The organism is Dactylosporangium sp. CA-052675, from assembly GCF_050947935.1.
Taxonomy (GTDB): Bacteria; Actinomycetota; Actinomycetes; order Mycobacteriales; family Micromonosporaceae; genus Dactylosporangium.
This window is the reverse complement of the sequence record NZ_CP192010.1, coordinates 9,404,608-9,423,273: the sequence shown is the minus strand read 5'-3', so window position 1 is coordinate 9,423,273 and position 18,666 is coordinate 9,404,608. Positions and strand designations below refer to the sequence as shown.

Annotated in this window: 16 protein-coding genes; 13 read left to right on the top strand and 3 right to left on the bottom strand. The window is 72.5% G+C overall.

What is annotated here, in order from left to right:
• The first annotated feature begins 132 nt into the window (after positions 1–132).
• Positions 133–1,662 (top strand): chitinase, encoded by a 1,530-nt coding sequence (locus ACQP1P_RS42240; RefSeq protein WP_433080156.1) that lies wholly within the window; start codon positions 133–135, stop codon positions 1,660–1,662.
• Positions 1,663–1,804: 142 nt separating this feature from the next.
• Here the strand turns inward: ACQP1P_RS42240 and ACQP1P_RS42235 are convergent, their stop codons facing one another.
• The gene (locus ACQP1P_RS42235; protein ID WP_433080154.1) at positions 1,805–2,680 is read right to left on the bottom strand and encodes a hypothetical protein; all 876 of its coding nucleotides are present in this window, start codon (positions 2,678–2,680) and stop codon (positions 1,805–1,807) included.
• 66 nt (positions 2,681–2,746) lie between these two features.
• On the opposite strand from ACQP1P_RS42235, the gene ACQP1P_RS42230 reads away from it, so the two are divergent.
• The 10 genes from ACQP1P_RS42230 to ACQP1P_RS42185 all read left to right on the top strand — a co-directional run bounded on the left by ACQP1P_RS42230 (position 2,747) and on the right by ACQP1P_RS42185 (position 16,208).
• A complete protein-coding gene (locus tag ACQP1P_RS42230; RefSeq protein WP_433080152.1) occupies positions 2,747–3,478 on the top strand; it encodes a beta-phosphoglucomutase family hydrolase in 732 nt (243 codons plus the stop codon).
• Positions 3,475–5,832, top strand: a complete 2,358-nt coding sequence (locus ACQP1P_RS42225; RefSeq protein ID WP_433080150.1) for a glycoside hydrolase family 65 protein — start codon at positions 3,475–3,477, stop codon at positions 5,830–5,832. Before ACQP1P_RS42230 ends, ACQP1P_RS42225 begins: the two co-directional genes overlap by 4 nt.
• A gap of 15 nt (positions 5,833–5,847) precedes the next feature.
• Complete coding sequence (locus ACQP1P_RS42220; protein ID WP_433080148.1) at positions 5,848–7,809, top strand: TIGR03960 family B12-binding radical SAM protein; 1,962 nt, start codon at positions 5,848–5,850, stop codon at positions 7,807–7,809.
• Between the two features lie 70 nt (positions 7,810–7,879).
• Positions 7,880–8,626, top strand: a complete 747-nt coding sequence (locus ACQP1P_RS42215; protein WP_433090349.1) for a TIGR03936 family radical SAM-associated protein — start codon at positions 7,880–7,882, stop codon at positions 8,624–8,626.
• Positions 8,627–8,798: 172 nt separating this feature from the next.
• Positions 8,799–11,654 (top strand): Rne/Rng family ribonuclease, encoded by a 2,856-nt coding sequence (locus tag ACQP1P_RS42210; protein WP_433080146.1) that lies wholly within the window; start codon positions 8,799–8,801, stop codon positions 11,652–11,654.
• A 130-nt stretch (positions 11,655–11,784) separates the two neighbouring features.
• On the top strand, positions 11,785–12,099 hold the full coding sequence (rplU, locus tag ACQP1P_RS42205; protein WP_345136130.1) for a 50S ribosomal protein L21: 315 nt from the start codon (positions 11,785–11,787) through the stop codon (positions 12,097–12,099).
• Positions 12,100–12,109: 10 nt separating this feature from the next.
• Positions 12,110–12,367 (top strand): 50S ribosomal protein L27, encoded by a 258-nt coding sequence (gene rpmA / locus ACQP1P_RS42200; protein ID WP_433080144.1) that lies wholly within the window; start codon positions 12,110–12,112, stop codon positions 12,365–12,367.
• 234 nt (positions 12,368–12,601) lie between these two features.
• Positions 12,602–14,050: a GTPase ObgE gene (gene obgE / locus ACQP1P_RS42195; RefSeq protein WP_433080142.1), complete on the top strand. Its 1,449-nt coding sequence runs from the start codon at positions 12,602–12,604 to the stop codon at positions 14,048–14,050.
• 69 nt (positions 14,051–14,119) lie between these two features.
• Complete coding sequence (locus ACQP1P_RS42190) at positions 14,120–15,043, top strand: GNAT family N-acetyltransferase (RefSeq protein ID WP_433080140.1); 924 nt, start codon at positions 14,120–14,122, stop codon at positions 15,041–15,043.
• Between the two features lie 16 nt (positions 15,044–15,059).
• Complete coding sequence (locus ACQP1P_RS42185; protein ID WP_433080138.1) at positions 15,060–16,208, top strand: hypothetical protein; 1,149 nt, start codon at positions 15,060–15,062, stop codon at positions 16,206–16,208.
• Here the strand turns inward: ACQP1P_RS42185 and trpS are convergent.
• Positions 16,141–17,166 (bottom strand): tryptophan--tRNA ligase, encoded by a 1,026-nt coding sequence (gene trpS / locus ACQP1P_RS42180; RefSeq protein WP_433080136.1) that lies wholly within the window; start codon positions 17,164–17,166, stop codon positions 16,141–16,143. The genes ACQP1P_RS42185 and trpS overlap by 68 nt on opposite strands.
• A 292-nt stretch (positions 17,167–17,458) precedes the next feature.
• Between trpS and ACQP1P_RS42175 the strand changes: the two genes are divergently transcribed.
• Positions 17,459–17,632 carry a hypothetical protein gene (locus ACQP1P_RS42175; RefSeq protein WP_433080134.1) on the top strand — a complete coding sequence of 58 codons (174 nt, stop codon included), beginning with the start codon at positions 17,459–17,461 and terminating at the stop codon, positions 17,630–17,632.
• On the top strand, positions 17,629–18,138 hold the full coding sequence (locus tag ACQP1P_RS42170; RefSeq protein WP_433080132.1) for a hypothetical protein: 510 nt from the start codon (positions 17,629–17,631) through the stop codon (positions 18,136–18,138). The genes ACQP1P_RS42175 and ACQP1P_RS42170 overlap by 4 nt, the downstream gene beginning before the upstream one ends.
• A gap of 190 nt (positions 18,139–18,328) precedes the next feature.
• On the opposite strand, the gene ACQP1P_RS42165 is transcribed toward ACQP1P_RS42170, so the two are convergent.
• Complete coding sequence (locus tag ACQP1P_RS42165; protein WP_433090347.1) at positions 18,329–18,541, bottom strand: DUF397 domain-containing protein; 213 nt, start codon at positions 18,539–18,541, stop codon at positions 18,329–18,331.
• Positions 18,542–18,666 lie beyond the last annotated feature (125 nt).

Below are 18,666 nucleotides of genomic sequence, written 5' to 3'. Positions count from 1 at the left end.
TAGCGCGCCCCGGAATCGGGTATTCGAGGGAGCCTTAGCAAATAGTAAAGAAACCTTGACATTAAATTCCGGTGCGTGGAACGTGGAGGAACACGTCGACGCCCATCGACGTCACCCCCACCTGGAGTGCCCATGCGTCCACGCCATGTCACCCTGCTCGCAGGGGCCGGCGCGGCGGTCCTGACCCTCGCCGGGGTCCTGATCGCGTTGCCCGCCTCCGCCGCCGAGCTGCTCACCAACCCCGGCTTCGAGTCCGGTTCCGCCTCCGGCTGGACCTGCGAGTCCGCGTCGGTCACGTCCGGGGCCGCGCACTCGGGCTCCTACAAGCTCGCCGGCACGCCCGGCGGCACGACCGCGCAGTGCTCGCAGACGATCTCGGTCCAGCCGAACACGAAGTACACCCTGTCGGGCTGGGTCAACGGCTCCTACGTCTTCATCGGCGTGACCGGCGGGGTCGACGCCAGCACCTGGACCCCGGGCACCAACGGCTACCAGCAGCTGTCGGTCGCCTTCACCACGGGCGCGAGCCAGACCACGGCGAGCGTCTACGTGCACGGCTGGTACGGCCAGCCCGCCTACGCCGCCGACGACTTCTCGGTGAACGGCCCCGGCGGCAACCCGACCACGGTCGGCCCGACGACGGCGTCCCCGTCGAAGTCGCCCTCGGCCTCGGCCTCGCCGTCGAAGTCGCCCTCGGCCTCGCCGTCGGCCTCGAAGTCGCCGAGCAGCTCGCCGTCGACGTCGCCGACCACCCCGACCGGGTCGCTGCCCAAGCACTTCCTGACCGGGTACTGGCAGAACTTCGTCAACCCGGCGACGCCGCTGCGGCTGCGGGACGTGCCCAGCGAGTACGACCTCATCGACGTGGCGTTCGCGGAGGCCGGCTCGCAGCCCGGCTCGCTCACGTACGCGGCCGACTCCGGCCTGTCCAGCGCGCTCGGCGGCTACTCCGACGCGGACCAGAAGGCAGACATCGCGACCCTGCACTCGCGGGGCAAGAAGGTCATCCTCTCCGTCGGCGGCGAGACCGGCCGGGTCAGCGTCGGCGACTCGGCGTCGGCCACGAACTTCGCCAACACCGCCTACGCGCTGATGCAGCAGTACGGCTTCGACGGCATCGACATCGACCTCGAGAACGGGCTGAACCCGACGTACATGGCGCAGGCCCTGCGCGCCCTGCGGGCCAAGGCCGGCGCGAACCTCATCATCACGATGGCGCCGCAGACGATCGACATGCAGTCCACGGGCAGCAGCTACTTCGCCCTCGCCCTGTCGATCAAGGACATCCTGACCGTCGTCTACACGCAGTACTACAACTCCGGCAGCATGCTCGGCTGCGACCAGATGCAGGCGTACTCGCAGGGCACGGTCAACTTCATCACCGCCCTCGCGTGCATCCAGCTGGAGAACGGCCTGCGCCCCGACCAGGTGGCCCTGGGCCTGCCGGCGGGCCCGGGCGCGGCCGGCGGCGGCGTGGTCTCCCCGTCCGTGGTCAACCAGGCCCTCGACTGCCTCGCGCTCGGCACGAACTGCGGAACTTTCAAGCCGCCGCACACCTACCCGGGCATCCGCGGCGCGATGACCTGGTCGATCAACTGGGACGTGAAGAACGGCAACGGCTTCGCGAAGACGGTGAAGCCGCACCTGGCGACACTGCCGTAAGGACTTTCCTCCACCAACAGGCAGTCCCGGGGGATCGGGTGTTCCCAGCGCCCGTTCCCCCGGGGCTGTTCTCGTTGTCGCGGGTTCTCGCCGCGGGGCCGGTCGGCGCGGGCCGGTCGGCGCGGGGCCGGTCCTCGCGGGGTCAGTTGTCGCGGGTGACGATCGCGGCGCGGATGCTCTGCATCGAGCGGGAGGCCTCGTCGACGGTCTTGCCGGCGAAGACCGCGATCGCGATCACCCCGTGGTCGGCCCAGCCGCACACGGTGGCCGAGCGGCCGTCGAGGCGGGACGCGGCGCAGCGCTGCTCGCCGCCGAGCACCCCGGGGTCGACCTCGCGCACGTTCTGCACCTGGATCTTCGTGCCCAGCTTGCGCAGGCTGGCGTCGAGGTCGCGCGACGGGTTCGTGATGAACCGGGTGGCCCCGAACACGAGGATCTTCGCCTTGCCGTCGGTCGTGTCCTGGTACGCCACCGTGAACCCGGACTCGTCCAGGTGGTCGGAGGTCAGCGCGGTCTGCAGCTGCTCGGCCGTCTTCTTCGTGCCCGCGTCGTCGAGCCGGTTCAGCCCGGCCACGCCCGCGTCGACGTTCACCGAGGCCGGATACTGCACCCACCACGGCCGTGCCCACGCGTAGGAGCCGCCGCAGCAGCCCGCGCACAGCACGAGCAGGAACAGCATCACCCACGGCCACTTGCGACGGCGGCGGCGCCACTGCGGCGGGGGCGGGAACGGGCCGGGACGGTAGCCGGGCGGCAACGGACCGTAGCCGGGCGGGACCACGGGGATATAGCGGATCTCGGGGGGCCGCGGCCGGGCCGGCGCGGCCGGCGCGGCCGGCAGGTCCAGGGTCCGCGGCACCGGCGGCATCTGACGGGTCTCCGGCTGGGCCGGGAGGTCGAGCGTGTCCTCCCACTGGCGGCGCCGGCGGGACCCGTCCGACGGCACGGAGGCGGAGCCGACCCACGTGGGGGAGGCCGGCTGCCGCTGGGTCGGCGACTCGTCCGGCGGTTGTGTCACATCTGGAAGGCTAACGACCCCGCGCACGCCGCGCAGAGTTCGCTGTTCGGGGTTAACGTCGGGATCGTGCTGGGTCTACCGGATCATGTGACCGCGTGCCTGTTCGATCTTGACGGTGTACTGACCCCGACGGCGGTCGTGCACAACAAGGCCTGGACGGCGACCTTCAACGAGTTCCTCAAGGCCAGGGGCTTGCGGGAGTTCGACCCGGTCCACGACTACAACGACTATGTGGACGGCAAGCCCCGCGAGGCCGGCGTCCGCGACTTCCTGACCTCCCGGGGCATCTCGCTGCCCCAGGGCACCCCCGACGACTCGCCGGATGAACAGACGGTGAACGGCCTGGGCAACCGCAAGAACGAGCTGCTGCTGAAGCTGCTGGAGCAGGGCGGGCTGCAGCCGTATCCGTCCTCGGTGACCTACCTGGAGCGCGCGCAGGCGGCCGGGCTGCGCCGGGCGGTCGTGAGCTCCAGCGCCAACACGCTGCAGGTCATCACGGCGACGGGGCTGGCGCCGATGCTGGAGGCCCGGGTCGACGGGGTGACCATCCGCGAGCGCGGGCTCAAGGGCAAGCCGGCCCCGGACACGTTCCTGGAGGCGGCGCGCGAGCTGGGCGTCGAGCCCGCCCGGGCCGCCGTGTTCGAGGACGCCCTCGCGGGAGTCGCGGCCGGCCGGGCCGGCGGGTTCTTCGTCGTGGGCATCGACCGGGTCGGCGGCGAGCACGGCGAGGACCTGCGCCGCAGCGGTGCCGACGTGGTCGTACGAGACCTGGCCGAGCTGTTGGGAGAGCAGGCATGAGCGCCTTCCCCGTCGAGCCCTGGGCCCTGCGCGAGACCAGCCTCGACATCAACGCGCTAAGCCAGACCGAGTCGCTGTTCTCCCTGGCCAACGGCCACATCGGCCTGCGCGGCAACCTGGACGAGGGCGAGCCCTACGGCCTGCCCGGAACCTACCTGAACTCCTTCTTCGAGGAGCGCCCGCTGCCCTACGCCGAGGCCGGGTACGGCTTCCCGGAGGAGGGCCAGACGATCCTCAACGTCACCAACGGCAAGGTCTTCCGGCTGCTGGTCGACGACGAGCCGTTCGACGTGCGGTACGGGCGGCTCCACGGCCACGAGCGCGTGCTCGACCTGCGCGCCGGCACCCTGCTGCGCGACGTCGACTGGTCCTCGCCGGCCGGCCAGCGGATCAAGGTGCGCACGGTCCGGCTGGTCTCGCTGGAGCAGCGCTCGGTCGCCGCGTTCCTCTACGAGGTCGAGCCGGTCGACGAGCCGGCCCGGGTGATCGTGCAGTCCGAGCTGGTGGCCAACGAGGACGTGCCGACGCCGAGCAAGGACCCGCGGGTCGCCGCCGCGCTCGGGCACGCGCTGGTCGCCGAGGGGCAGTACGCCCGCGATCTCAACGCCCAGCTGCTGCACCGCACCAACGCCAGCCGCCTGCGCCTCGGCGCCGAGATGGACCACGAGGTCGAGGCGCCCGTGCCGGTGCGCACGCAGACCGAGACCATCGACGACTGGGCCCGCACCACGTTCGCCTGCGAGCTGCAGCCCGGCCAGCGGCTGCGGATCGTGAAGTACCTCGCCTACGGCTGGTCCAGCCAGCGCTCCCGGCAGGCGATCCGCGACCAGGTGCACGGCGCCGTGGCCGGGGCCAAGCTCGGCGGCTGGGACGGGCTGGTCAAGGCCCAGCGGACCTACCTGGACCGGTTCTGGGCCCAGGCCGACGTGGAGATCGACGGCGACGCCGAGATCCAGCAGGCGGTCCGCTTCGCGCTGTTCCACCTCATGCAGGCCGGGGCGCGCGCCGAGGCCCGCCCGATCGCGGCCAAGGGGCTCACCGGGCGCGGCTACGACGGGCACGTCTTCTGGGACACCGAGGGCTTCGTGCTGCCGGTGCTGACGTACACCCACCCCCAGGTCGCCCGCGACGGGCTGCGCTGGCGCCACGACACGCTCGACCTGGCCCGCGACCGGGCCCGGCAGCTGGGGCTCAAGGGCGCCACCTTCCCGTGGCGGACCATCCGCGGCCAGGAGTGCTCGGCCTACTGGCCGGCCGGGACCGCCGGGTTCCACGTCAACGCCGACATCGCCGCGGCGGTGGTGCGCTACGTGCAGGCGACCGGCGACACCCGCTTCGAGGCCGACCTGGGGCTGGAGCTGCTGGTCGAGACCGCCCGGCTGTGGCGCTCGCTCGGCCACCACGACCGCCACGGCGTGTTCCACATCGACGGGGTGACCGGGCCGGACGAGTACTCGGCGATCGCCGACGACAACATCTACACGAACCTCATGGCGCAGCAGAACCTGCGCGCGGCGGCCGACGCGGCGGAGCGGCACCCGGAGAAGGCCCGCGAGTTCGGGGTCGACGACGAGGAGATCTCCTCGTGGCGCGACGCGGCGGAGAAGGTGCACCTGCCCTTCGACCACGAACTCGGCGTGCACCAGCAGTCGGTGAACTTCACCCTGCACCAGGAGTGGGACTTCGCGAACACGCCGCCCGAGCACTACCCGCTGCTGCTGCACTACCCGTACTTCGACCTGTACCGCCGCCAGGTGGTCAAGCAGGCCGACCTGGTGCTGGCGATGCACTGGCGCGGCGACGCGTTCACGCCGGAGCAGAAGGCCCGCAACTTCTACTACTACGACGAGCGCACGGTCCGTGACTCCTCGCTGTCGGCGTGCACCCAGGCGGTCATAGCGGCCGAGGTCGGGCACACCGAGCTCGCCTACGACTACCTGGGCGAGGCGGCCTTCGTCGACCTCTACGACCTGCAGCACAACGCGGGCGACGGCCTGCACATGGCCTCGCTGGCGGGCACCTGGCTGGCGATCGTGGCCGGCTTCGGCGGCATGCGCGACTACGGCGGGGAGCTGTCGTTCGTGCCCCGGCTGCCCGCGCGGATGGAGCGGCTCAAGTTCGCGCTCACCATCCACGGCGACGTGCTGCGGGTGGAGGTCGAGCACGGACGGGCGACCTACTCCGTGGACCAGGGCGAGGTCGCGCTGCGCCACCATGGCGAACGGGTGTCGGTGAAGGCGGGCGAGCCCGTCACGCTGCCCATTCCCGACCCGCACCCCGGCACGCCGGCCCCGAGGCAGCCCCGCGGGCGGGCACCCCACCGGCGGCAGCGAGAGGAACAGGTTCCCGGGTAGGTACTCTGGTATTCCGTGAGTGTGACGAGCGTCTTCCCCCAACTCGAGCGACTGCTTCCGCGGATCAGCAAGCCGATCCAGTACGTCGGCGGTGAGCTCGGCGCGGTCGTGAAGGACTGGGACTCGGTCGCCGTCCGCTGGGTGCTGTCCTACCCGGACGCCTACGAGGTCGGCCTGCCCAACCAGGGCGTGCAGATCCTCTACGAGGTGCTCAACGAGCAGCCCGACGTGCTCGCCGAGCGCACCTACGCGGTCTGGCCCGACCTCGAGCAGCTCATGCGCAGCGAGGGTGTGCCGCAGTTCACCGTGGACGCGCACCGGCCGGTCACCGCGTTCGACCTCTTCGGCGTCTCGTTCTCCACCGAGCTCGGCTACACCAACCTGCTCACCATGCTCGACCTGGCCGGCATCCCGCTCGACGCGCGCGAGCGGGATGCCCGGCACCCGATCGTGGTCGCCGGCGGCCACGCGGCCTTCAACCCGGAGCCGATCGCCGACTTCATCGACGCCGCCGTGCTCGGCGACGGCGAGGAGGCGGTGCTCGAGATCACCGCCATCGTCCGCGAGTGGAAGGCGGAGGGGGAGCCCGGCGGCCGCGACGAGCTGCTGCTGCGGCTGGCCCGCACCGAGTCGGTCTACGTGCCGCGCTTCTACGACGTGGACTACCTGGCCGACGGGCGCATCCAGCGGGTCGTGCCCAACCGCGCCGACGTGCCCTTCCGGGTGCACAAGCGCACCACGATGGACCTCGATGCCTGGCCGTACCCGAAGAAGCCCCTGGTGCCGCTGGCCGAGACGGTGCACGAGCGCTACGCGGTGGAGATCTTCCGCGGCTGCACGCGCGGGTGCCGCTTCTGCCAGGCCGGCATGATCACGCGGCCGGTGCGCGAGCGCAGCATCACGACGGTGGGGCAGATGGTCAAGGAGGGGCTGGAGTTCTCCGGCTTCCACGAGGTCGGGCTGCTCTCGCTGTCCTCGGCCGACCACTCCGAGATCGGCGACATGTGCTCGGGGCTGGCGCAGCAGTACGAGGGCACGAACGTCTCGCTGTCGCTGCCCTCCACCCGGGTGGACGCGTTCAACGTGACGCTCGCCCAGGAGCTGTCCCGCAACGGGCGGCGCACCGGGCTCACCTTCGCGCCCGAGGGCGGCTCGGAGCGGATCCGCCAGGTGATCAACAAGATGGTCACCGAGGAGGACCTGATCCGGACCGTCGTCACCGCCTACACCAACGGGTGGCGGCAGGTGAAGCTGTACTTCATGTGCGGTCTGCCCACCGAGACCGACGACGACGTGCTGCAGATCGCCAAGCTCGCGCACGAGGTCATCCGCGCCGGGCGCTCGGCCACCGGCTCGCGGGACATCCGCTGCACGGTGTCCATCGGCGGGTTCGTGCCCAAGCCGCACACGCCGTTCCAGTGGGCGGCGATGGAGGAGCCGGAGGTCATCGACCGGCGGCTCAAGGCGCTCAAGGAGGCCATCAACTCGGACCGCTCGCTGGGCAAGGCGATCGGCTACCGGTACCACGACGGCGAGCCCTCCCAGGTCGAGGGCCTGCTCAGCCGGGGCGACCGGCGCGTCGGGGCGGTCATCCGGCGGGTCTGGGAGAACGGCGGGCGCTTCGACGGCTGGTCGGAGCACTTCTCCTTCCGGCGCTGGGTCGACGCGGCGGCGGAGGTGCTGCCGGCCTACGGCGTCGACCTGGCCTGGTACACGACCCGCGAGCGCGAGCAGCACGAGGTCCTGCCCTGGGACCACCTCGACTCGGGCCTCGACAAGGACTGGCTCTGGCAGGACTGGCAGGACGCCCTGACCGGCTACGAGCAGGACGACTGCCGCTGGACCCCGTGCTTCGACTGCGGCGTGTGCCCCAGCCAGGACACCGAGATCCAGATCGGCCCGACCGGGCGCAAGCTGCTCCCGCTCACGCCGGTCGGCGGGCTGCGCGTGCCCGGGGTCGGAGCCGGGCATGGCTAAGCGGCAGCCTGAGGCGAACCAGGACCCGGTGGTGCAGCGGATCCGGCTGCGCTACGCCAAGCGGGGCCCGCTGCGGTTCACCTCCCACCGGGACTTCGCGCGCGCGTTCGAGCGGGCGCTGCTGCGGGCCAACGTGCCCATCGCCTACTCGCAGGGCTTCACCCCGCACCCGAAGGTCTCCTACGCGTCCGCCGCGCCGACCGGAGTGGCCAGCGAGGCGGAGTATCTGGAGATCGGCCTGCGGGCCGTCGTCGACCCGGACGAGCTGCGCCGGGCCCTCGACGCGGCCCTCTCGCCGGGCCTCGACGTGCTGGAGGCGGTCGAGTCGCCGCTCACCGGCGGGGGCAGCCTCGCCGACCGCATCGACGCGTCGACCTGGCGCATCGAGCTGCCCGGCATCTCCGGAGCGGACGCCGCCGTCGCCGTCCGCACCTTCCTCGACGCGCCCGAGGTGCTCGTCGACCGGCTCACGAAGCAGGGCCGGCGGACCTTCGACACGCGGGCCGCGGTGGTCCGTCTCGACGCCTCTGATCTTGAAATTCTGTCGGATTCCACCAACGGTGACCTACCTTCCGAGGTCACCGACATACCGTGTGCGATACTCGACCTTGTCGTGCGGCAGGTGACCCCGACCGTGCGACCCGACGATGTGCTGTCCGGTCTGCGCGTTGTGGCCGACCTGGAGCCGCCGGTTCCGCCCCGTGCGACCCGACTGGCTCAGGGAGTGCTGACCGCGCAGGGTGAACTCGTCGATCCGCTCGCCCAGTTCGGCGACGGGGATCGGCCGGCGGCCGTCGTAGGGACTTCGTCGCAGTAGACGACGGGTGATCCGCCAAGTGGCGGGCCGCCGGTCGCCGGGCACGAGGTTGGCAGACTTTCGGCGGATCGTCCGCGTGAGCGGATACCTCCGCCGGCACAACATATATGCGGTGCCCCCGTGTGGCTGCGTTGCTACGCGCCCGGGAGCGCCAGAACTGGAGAACGTCCGCATGTTCGACAACGAGTCGGCGAGCGGCGAGACCACCGGCGACGAGCCGGTGGCTGCTGCCGCAGCCAGCGAAGACGAGACCACCGCCCCCGTCCGGCGCACCCGGCGCCGGACCACCAAGGCCACCGCGGCCGCCTCCGCCGAGGCGCCCGCGGCGGATTCCCCCGAGACCCCTGAGGCCGCGGCTCCCGCCGAGGAGCCGGCCCCCGCGCCCACCCGCCGACGGCGGAAGGTGACGCCGGCCCCCGAAGCCGCCGAAACCGGCGATTCCGGCGAGTCCGGGCAGCAGGCGCTGCCGCTGGACGAACCGCCCCCGCCCGTCAAGGCCACCCGGGCCCGGCGGACCCGCACCAAGGCCGTCGAGCCGGAGCCGCTTGCGGAGCCCGCCGCCGAACTTCCCGCCGAACTTCCCGCCGAGCCTCTCGCCGAGGCCGAGCCGCTGCCGGTCGCTGAGGCCGAGGAGCCGCTGGGCGAGGAGTTCGCGGCCGAGGAAGCCGAGCAGGACGCCGACACGCCCGAGGAGCTCGAGCCCCTGGTCGTGGAGGAGCCGCCGGCGCGCCGGGGTCGCCGCGCCGCGCCCGTGCAGCTGCTGTTCATGCCGCCCAGCGAGCAGGTCGCGCCGGTCCGGGCCGAGCGGCCCGCGCCCGTGCCGGCCGCCGAGGACGAGGAGCTCGCCGAGGAGGAGCCGGTCGGCCGCGGTCGCCGGCGCCGCCGGGGCCGGGCCGCCGCCGAGGAGGTTGTCGCCGAGGCGCCGGTCGAGGCCGTCGAGGCGCCCGTCGACACCGACGAGGCCGAGACCGACGAGGACGAGGAAGAGGACGAGGACGCCTTCGAGGGCACCGGGCGCCGGCGGCGCCGCCGGGGCCGGCGCGGTCGCGGCCGGGGCCGCGGCAACGGCGTCGACGACCTCGAGGAGGGCGAAGAGGGCGCCGAGGCCGAGGGCGAGGGCGAGGAGGGCGCCGCCGACGAGGAGGCGGAGGCGTCCGCCGACGAGGACGGCGAGGACGACGGCGAGGGCCTGACCCGCCGCCGGCGCCGCCGCCGGCGCAAGGGCGCGACCGACACCGAGGCCGCCGACGACCCGCACGTGGTCGTCAAGATCCGCGAGCCGCGCTCCGCCGCGCGCGACGAGGTGCAGGGCGTCTCCGGCTCGACCCGGCTCGAGGCCAAGCGCCAGCGCCGCCGGGACGGCCGCGAGCAGCGCCGCACCCGCCCGCCGATCCTCAGCGAGTCGGAGTTCCTGGCCCGCCGCGAGGCCGTCGACCGCACGATGGTCATCCGGCAGAAGAACGACCGCACCCAGATCGCGGTGCTCGAGGACAAGGTGCTCGTCGAGCACTACGTGACCCGGGCGTCGTCGAGCTCGATGGTCGGCAACGTCTACCTCGGCCGGGTCCAGAACGTGCTGCCCAGCATGGAGGCGGCGTTCGTCGACATCGGGCGGGGCCGCAACGCGGTGCTCTACGCCGGCGAGGTCAACTGGGACGCCACCGGGCTCGAGGGCCGCACCCGCACCATCGAGCAGGCACTCAAGTCCGGCGACTCGGTGCTCGTGCAGGTCACCAAGGACCCCATCGGCACCAAGGGCGCCCGCCTCACCAGCCACATCGCGCTGTCCGGGCGCCACCTGGTCTACGTGCCCCACGGCAACGCCTCCGGCATCAGCCGCAAGCTCTCCGACGTGGAGCGCAAGCGGCTGCGTGACGTGCTCAAGAACCTCGTGCCCGACGGCGCCGGCGTGATCGTGCGCACCGCGGCCGAGGGCGCCTCCGAGGACGACCTGGCCCGCGACGTCAAGCGGCTGCAGGCGCAGTGGGAGGCCATCCAGGAGAAGTCCGGCGGCAGCAGCGCGCCGGCGCTGCTCTACGAGGAGCCCGAGCTCGTCGTGCGGGTCGTGCGCGACCTGTTCAACGAGGACTTCCGCGAGCTGGTCATCCAGGGCAACGAGGCCTTCGAGTCGGTCGAGCCCTACCTGTCGCACGTCTCGCCCGACCTCGTCGACCGGGTGCACCGCTACACCGGTGCCGGCGACGTCTTCGCCGACCTGCGCATCGACGAGCAGCTGATCAAGGCGCTGGACCGGCGGGTGTTCCTGCCCTCCGGCGGCAGCCTGGTCATCGACCGCACCGAGGCGATGACCGTCATCGACGTCAACACCGGCAAGTACACCGGCGCCGGGGGCAACCTCGAGGAGACGGTCACCCGCAACAACCTGGAGGCGGCCGAGGAGATCGTGCACCAGCTCCGGCTGCGCGACCTCGGCGGCATCATCGTCATCGACTTCATCGACATGGTGCTGGAGTCCAACCGCGAGCTGGTGCTGCGCCGGCTGACCGAGTGCCTGGGCCGGGACCGGACCAAGCACCAGGTCACCGAGATCACCTCGCTCGGCCTGGTGCAGATGACCCGCAAGCGGGTCGGCCAGGGCCTGCTGGAGGCCTTCAGCGAGACCTGTGAGGTCTGCAAGGGCCGCGGCCTGATCATCCACACCGAGCCGATCCCGGAGAAGCGTGGCGGCGGCGGTGGGGGCGGCGGCAACGGTCACAACCACGCGGTGGCCAAGGTCGCCTCGGCCGCGAGCTCGCCCGGCGTGACCAGCGGGGTCGAGGAGGCCGACGCGCCCGCGCCGCGCGGCCGTCGCCGGGGTCGCCGCGGGGCCACCGCCGTCGCCGAGGAGGCGCCGGCGGAGGAGGAGACCGTCCAGGCCGCGGCGGACGCGCCCGAGGAGGCGGACTTCACGCCGATCGCCTCGGACGACGACCCCGACAACATCGACGAGGACGAGGAAGAGGGGTCGGGCAACGGGGCCCGTCGCCGCACTCGCCGGGGTGGCGTCCGACGCCGGACCCGCCCCTGATTTGGGGAGTACGCCACCCGTGGCGTACTCTCTCTAAAGCGCACTTTCGTGCGCGGGGTCTTTTGCGTGCCTGTTACGGCACACATCCCGGACCAGCCCGCCAGAGCTCTACGACAGGAGTCCGCGTCCCATGTACGCGATCGTCAAGACCGGCGGCAAGCAGTACAAGGTCGCCGAGGGCGATGTGATCGAGGTCGAGAAGCTCGCGGGCGAGCCGGGCGATGCGCTGACGCTCTCCGCTGTCCTGCTTGTCGACGGCGAGGATCTCATCACCGACGCGGCCAAGCTTGCCAGCGCCGCGGTGACCGCTGAGGTCGTCGCGCACACCAAGGGTCCGAAGATCCGGATCCACAAGTTCAAGAACAAGACCGGCTACCACAAGCGCCAGGGTCACCGTCAGCCGCTGACCCAGGTGAAGGTCACCGGCATCTCCACCGGGAAGTAGGGCAAGCGCGATGGCACACAAAAAGGGTGCGTCCAGCTCGCGGAACGGGCGCGACTCCGCCGCCCAGCGGCTCGGCGTGAAGCGGTTCGGTGGCCAGCTGGTCAACGCGGGTGAGATCATCATCCGTCAGCGCGGCACCAAGTTCCACCCGGGCGACCTCGTCGGCCGTGGCGGGGACGACACGCTGTTCGCGCTCGCTCCGGGCCACGTGACCTTCGGCACCAAGCGTGGTCGTAAGACGGTCAGCATCACTCCGGCCGAGGGCTGATCTCGCAGGTTTCCGGCGGCGGGCAGGGGCATAAACGCTCCTCGCCCGCCGTTGCTGCGTTTCAGCAGTCCTCGCGCCCGTCGGGCTGATGCTCGGGGCAGCGCGACCAACCGCGGACCTGGCAGCGACGGCGCGCAGCGCCGAGCGGTGTCTCGCGGGAGGAACGGTCCGCACCATCGCGGACCCGAGTCATGATCTTTGTCTTTGGATTTTTTGTTGGAAGGGTGAACTGCGGTGACCTCGTTCGTTGACCGGGCCGTGCTGCACGTGAAGGCCGGCGACGGCGGTCACGGCTGCGTGTCCATCCACCGGGAGAAGTTCAAGCCGTTCGGCGGCCCCGACGGCGGCGACGGGGGCCACGGCGGCAGCGTCACGCTCATCGTCGACCCGGGCGTGCACACGCTGCTCGACTTCCACTTCCACCCGCACCAGAAGGCCCGCAACGGCAACGGCGGGGCCGGCAACGACCGCGACGGGGCCAACGGCGAGACGCTCGAGCTGCGGGTGCCCGACGGCACCGTCGTGCAGACCCTCGACGGCGACGTCATCGCCGACCTCGTCGGGGCCGGGACCAGGTTCGAGCTGGCCCGCGGCGGGCGCGGCGGGCGCGGCAACGCCTCGCTGGCCAGCACCCGGCGCAAGGCCCCGGGCTTCGCCGAGCTCGGCGAGCCGGGCGAGCAGCTCGACGTCGTGCTCGAGCTCAAGAGCGTCGCCGACGTCGGGCTCGTCGGGTTCCCCTCCGCCGGCAAGTCGTCGCTGATCGCGGCCGTCTCCGCGGCCCGGCCGAAGATCGCCGACTACCCGTTCACCACGCTGGTGCCCAACCTCGGGGTCGTGCAGGCCGGCGACGAGACGTTCACCGTGGCCGACGTGCCGGGGCTCATCCCGGGCGCGGCCACCGGCAAGGGGCTCGGGCTGGAGTTCCTGCGGCACATCGAGCGCACCGCGGTGCTCGTGCACGTCGTGGACACCGCGGCGCTGGAGACCGAGCGCGACCCGCTGTCGGACATCGACGCGATCGAGGCCGAGCTCGCGGCGTACGGGGGGCTCGAGGATCGGCCGCGGCTCGTCGTGCTCAACAAGATCGACGTTCCGGACGGGCGGGACCTCGCCGACATCGTGCGGCCCGAGCTCGAGGCGCGCGGGTTGGCCGTGCACCAGGTCAGCGCCGTGACCCACGAGGGGCTGCGGGAGCTCACGTTCGCCATGTCCGAGCTGGTCAAGCAGCACCGGCTGGCCGCGCCGGCGCCCGAGCGGACCCGGATCGTGCTGCGGCCCGTGGCCGTCGACGACAGCGGGTTCACCATCGAGCGCGACGCCGAGGGCGTGTTCGTGGTCAAGGGCGGCGCGCCCGAGCGCTGGGTGCGCCAGACCAACTTCGACAACGACGAGGCCGTCGGATACCTCGCCGACCGGCTCGCCCGGCTCGGGGTCGAGGTCGCGCTCAAGAAGGCCGGCGCCGAGCCCGGCGATCCGGTTCGAATTGGCGTTCGTGAATTCGATTGGCAGCCGAACCTTTTCGTCGAGGAGGAGTTCGTGCCCGGCAACCGGGGCACCGACTACCGCCTCGAGGAGCCGAACCAGCGGGTCGGGGCCGCTCAGCGCAAGGCCATGCGGGCCGCGCGCCGCCGCCCCTACGAGGAGCTGGAAGGTTCCCCTTCGGGCGACGACGACGACTTCTGAGCCGCTCCGCAACGCGATTTGCCCGGTGAGTGAAACATCGGGGAAATCGAGGGTGCGTACCGTCGTTCCATGTTGATCGAGCAACGTCCATCGGACGACTCGGAGGTGATCGCGCTCGTCGTCGACCAGCAGGTCGAGCTGCGGGCGCGCGACGGTGGCCGGGAGGGCCACGTGTACTCGGTCGACCCGGCCGCCCGCTACCTGGTCGCGGTCGTCGGCGGGGAGGCCGTGGCGTGCGGCGCGCTGCTCGCCATCGACCTGGACGCGGCCGAGGTGACCCGGCTCTACGTCCGCCCGGGGTACCGGGGCCGCGGCCTCGGCCGCCGGATGCTCGCCGCCCTCGAGGACCTCGCCGCCTCCCGCGGCCACCGGGTGCTGCGGCTGGAGGCGGGGGTCACCGCGTCCGAGGCCATCGCGCTGTTCCTGGGGGCCGGCTACCGGCCGATCCCGCGGTTCGGGCGGTACGTGAAGTACGAGGGCAGCCGGTGCTTCGAGAAGCGCTTCGACGAGGCCGGGCGGGACCTGTCGGTGATGCGCCGGGCGGTGACCGACCCGGGCGTCGCCGAGCTCGTGACGCTGGCGGCGGACGAGACCGCGCACCGCTACGGCGACCCGCAGGCCCGCCGGTTCCCGCTCGACCCGCGCGCGAAGTTCGTGCTCGCCTCGGTCGGCGGGGTCGCCGCCGGGTGCGGGGCCATCCAGCCGCTGGACGACCAGACGGTCGAGGTCAAGCGGATGTACGTGCGGCCGGCCTACCGCGGCAACGGGATCGCCCGGCGGCTGCTCGCCCTGCTGGAGGACCTGGCCGCGGGCTCGCACTACCTGTTCATCCGACTCGAGACCGGCGCGCGGCAGCCGGAGTCGATCCGATTGTACGAATCGGCCGGTTACCGACCGATTCCGCCGTATGGGCCGTACGTACACAGCCCCCTCAGCCTCTGTTACGAAAAACTCGTGATTGCCCCCGAGCCCATCGCGTCGGAGCTCGGCTGAGGCTAGTGTCGCTTCGGTGGGCATCCTCGAGCGGCTGACCCGACCGGCCCGTTCACCACGGGAGCGCTTCGCCGACCAGGTCCTGGCCGAGCTGCGCAGACTCGGGTTCACCGACGCCGAATTCCGCCCGACCCAGTTCGCCATCGTCTGCGAATGCGGCCAGGACGCGTACAGCACGCTCTTTCTGTCGAAGGCGTTCTCGCAGTACCAGCGCAAACCCGGCGACCGCAAACAGTTCGTGCGGGAGTTCGTGGCGCACAGCCTCACCCCGCCCGCGCAGCCGGCCAGCTTCGCCGAGGCGCTGCCCGAGCTGCGCCTCGCCCTGCGCCATGCCGCCCGCGGGACCCGCACGCTGCGCCGGCCCGCCCTGCCGCACCTCGACGAGGTCGTGCTCGCCGGGGACGTGCCGCTGGACATCGACAGCCCGGCCCGGTGGGGGGTGAGCGCGGAGGCGATCTTCGCCGCGGCCCATCACCGCACGCTCGCCCGGGCGGAGCTGCCCTCCTCGGCCGGGTTCTTCGGGCCGTCGGTACTGCACGTGCCCGACTACAGCGGCGAGCAGCTGGTCTCGTGGGTGCTGCTGGAGGGCTGGCTGGCCGAGCTCGACGAGCAGGTCGGGGGCCGGGCGGTCGCGTTCCTGCCCAGCACGCTGATGCTGCTCGTGTGCGCCGACGAGCCGCGGCTGGTCGAGCAGTTGTACGAGCTCGCGGCGGACGAGTACGCGCGCACGCCGCGGCCGCTCTCGCCGATGGCGTACACGACCGACGACGAAGGCCGCGTGGTGCCGTTCCTGCCCGAGCGGGGGCATCCGGCCTACCCGGCCGCGGCGCGGGCCGGCCGGCGGCTCGCCGTCGACGTCGCCGAGCACCAGCGGCGCACCCTGGGCGATCCGCGGCTGGCCGAGGCCACCCTCACCGCCCGGCCGGACGGCACGGCGTTCACCTCGGCCCAGTGGGCGGTCGGGACGCCGGCGCTGCTGCCCGCCGTGGATCTGGTGGGCGTGTCCGTGCCGGGCGAGAAGGTGTTCCACGTGCCGTGGGCGCTGCTCGCCGAGGCCGATCTCGTCCTCGAGGAGATCGAGTACCGGCCCTCGCGCTTCAGCGTGACGCCGGCGCCGTCCCCGGCGTCGCTGGGCTACCTGCGCGAGCGGGCCGTGCGCTGCTGAGGCCCATGGCCGCCTTCGTGCGGGCCACGGTCGCGTCGGCGCGTTCGGCGGCGCGCTCGGCCCCGTCGGCCAGGATCTGCTCGATGTCGTCCTCGCTGAGGGCGTGGTAGCGGCGCTGGATCGGCTCCAGCAGGGCGATCACCGCGTCGGCGGTGGCCTTCTTGAGCGCGCCGTAGCCGGTGTGGCCGGAGGCGATCCGCCGCGGGTCGTCCCCGGTGGCCACGGCGAGCAACTCCAGCAGATTCGACACTCCCGGCCGGGTCGCGGGGTCGTAGACGATCTCGTCGGCCGTGTCGGTGACCGCCCGCATGATCTTGCGGCGCAGCACGTCCGGCGGGTCGAGCAGGAACAGCACGCCGTTGCCGGACGCGTTCGTCTTGCCCATCTTCGCCGCCGGGTCCGCGAGGTCGGCCAGGCGCGCGGCGATCGCCGGGTGCGTGGCCCGCGGGACGGTGAAGACGGGGCCGTGGCGCTCGTTGAAGCGCAGCGCGAGGTCGCGCGTGAGCTCGACGTGCTGGCGCTGGTCGCGGCCGACGGGCACCTCGGCGATGTCGTGCAGCAGGATGTCCGCGGCCATGAGCACCGGGTAGGTCAGCAGCGACAGGCGGGTACCGCTGCCGCCGCCCTTCTCCTTGAACTGGATCATTCGGTGCGCCTCGCCGTAGCTCGCGACGCACTCGAGCAGGTAGTGCAGCTCGGCGTGGGCGGGCAGGTCCGACTGGCGGTAGAGGATGGTGCGCCGCGGGTCCACGCCGGAGGCCAGCAGGAGGCCGGACACCTGCAGCGACAGCTCGCGCAGGCGCTGCGGATCGTGCGGGACGGTCATGGCGTGCAGGTCGGCGACGAACACGATCGTGGGCCGGTCCTGGCCGTCGACCACCGGGCGGATCGCCCCGACGTAGTTGCCGAGCTGAAGCGGGCCGGTGGGCTTGAAGCCGGAGATGCGGCGGTCGGACATGGGACTCGTTCCTCCTGGGTGGGGGAGCCGCCGGGTCCCGGGCGGTGTCCGCACACACCGAAAAGCCGCCCGGATTCCGGGCGGCCCTGGTGGTCTGTGGGGTTGTCGCGATGCGCGAAGTCTGGCCGCCCCTAGCGGGCGCGCCAGCTGTTCTGTCGGACGGTTCGCGACGACATGGAGCCCATAGTAGCAGCGGTCGGGAGATGTCAAGGGGGCGTTGCTGGCCCCTCCCGGGCGGGGGATTTTGGTGTTCGCTGGTGGGGGCGGGGAGGCGTCGGCGGGGGAGGAACCTGTGTGGAACGACGAGAACTCTGAGGAGCGGGCCTGGCTGCGGCTGGAGTGCCCGGGGTGTCACGGCTGGCTCGGCATCCCGGCGGCGGTGCCGCGGGGGCCGGCGGCGGACCGGGTGGCGCGGCGGATCGACGCGTTCACCCATCGGCACCGGGCGTGCGGGCGGCGGCCGTGATGCGCCTGCGGCAGTTCCGGCTCCTGGTGGCCGGGGAGGTGCCCGAGACGGCGGCGGACGCGCTGTTCGGGCGGGCGGACGACCTGTGTGTGGAGACGCTGCCGGGCGGCGGGGCGCTGCCCGTCGTGCCGGCCCTGGACACCGGCTCCGGGGCCGGGGCCGGGGCGCGGTGGGTCGCCTGGGTGGCCTTCGACCGGCCGGCGCCGACGCTGGTCGACGCCGTCGTGTCCGGGGTCCGTGACCTGGACGTGGCGGGGCTCGGGATCGCGGCGGCGATCGCGGACGACTCGCTGGTCACCGCGGCGACGGTGGCGGAGCGGGTCGGGCGGCCGGTGGCCCTCGGGCCCGGCCGGGTCTTCGACTGGGGCGAGGTGCTCGAGCGCCTCGGCGGCGACCCGGGCGGGCCGGACGAGGCGGCGTTCGAGGCGGTCACGCTCGCGCTGCGGCTGCGCGCGCTCGCGCCGCGGCTGGAGCGGATGACCCCGATCCGGTCGCTGCTGGTGTAAGGCCTGGCGCATCGCCGAGGCGGGGCTGCGGCGGGCCCGGATTCCGTCTGCGCGCACCCCGCGAAGGCCGGGTTACCGACCGCCGCGCTCCGCGTGGCACCGGTAGCCGGGCCTCCGCGGGGCGCACGCAGCGCCTTGGCCGGGCCGGCCCGGTGCGGCGGGCCGGCCTTGAACGTCCTCGGCGGGCGCCTCAGACGTCGAACTCGCCGTCCTTGGCGCCGGCCACGAAGGCGTCCCACTCGTCCTGGGTGAAGACCAGGATGGGGCTGGCCGGGTCGGCGCCGTTGCGCAGGCCGATGAGGTCGTCGACGAACGCCACCTCGACGCGGCTGCCGTGGCTGTCGCCGGGCGCCGAGCGCCACACGGCGCGGGAGCTGTCGAAGTCGCCCTTGGGGTGGGACATCGTCATGCGCGTCACCGTACCGCTTACCGACCGTGTTCGTCGTACCCGCCGCGCCCGTTCGGGTGACGCTGCACACGTCCCGGGGCCGGCGCCCCGATCACTACGATGCCCTGATGCGTGTTGGC

Coding starts and splice junctions, on each gene's coding strand:
- ACQP1P_RS42210 (WP_433080146.1), top strand. CDS start 8,799: ATGTTCGACAACGAGTCGGCGAGCGGCGAGACCACCGGCGACGAGCCG.
- ACQP1P_RS42240 (WP_433080156.1), top strand. CDS start 133: ATGCGTCCACGCCATGTCACCCTGCTCGCAGGGGCCGGCGCGGCGGTC.
- ACQP1P_RS42190 (WP_433080140.1), top strand. CDS start 14,120: ATGTTGATCGAGCAACGTCCATCGGACGACTCGGAGGTGATCGCGCTC.
- trpS (WP_433080136.1), bottom strand. CDS start 17,166: ATGTCCGACCGCCGCATCTCCGGCTTCAAGCCCACCGGCCCGCTTCAG.
- ACQP1P_RS42225 (WP_433080150.1), top strand. CDS start 3,475: ATGAGCGCCTTCCCCGTCGAGCCCTGGGCCCTGCGCGAGACCAGCCTC.
- ACQP1P_RS42165 (WP_433090347.1), bottom strand. CDS start 18,541: ATGTCCCACCCCAAGGGCGACTTCGACAGCTCCCGCGCCGTGTGGCGC.
- rpmA (WP_433080144.1), top strand. CDS start 12,110: ATGGCACACAAAAAGGGTGCGTCCAGCTCGCGGAACGGGCGCGACTCC.
- rplU (WP_345136130.1), top strand. CDS start 11,785: ATGTACGCGATCGTCAAGACCGGCGGCAAGCAGTACAAGGTCGCCGAG.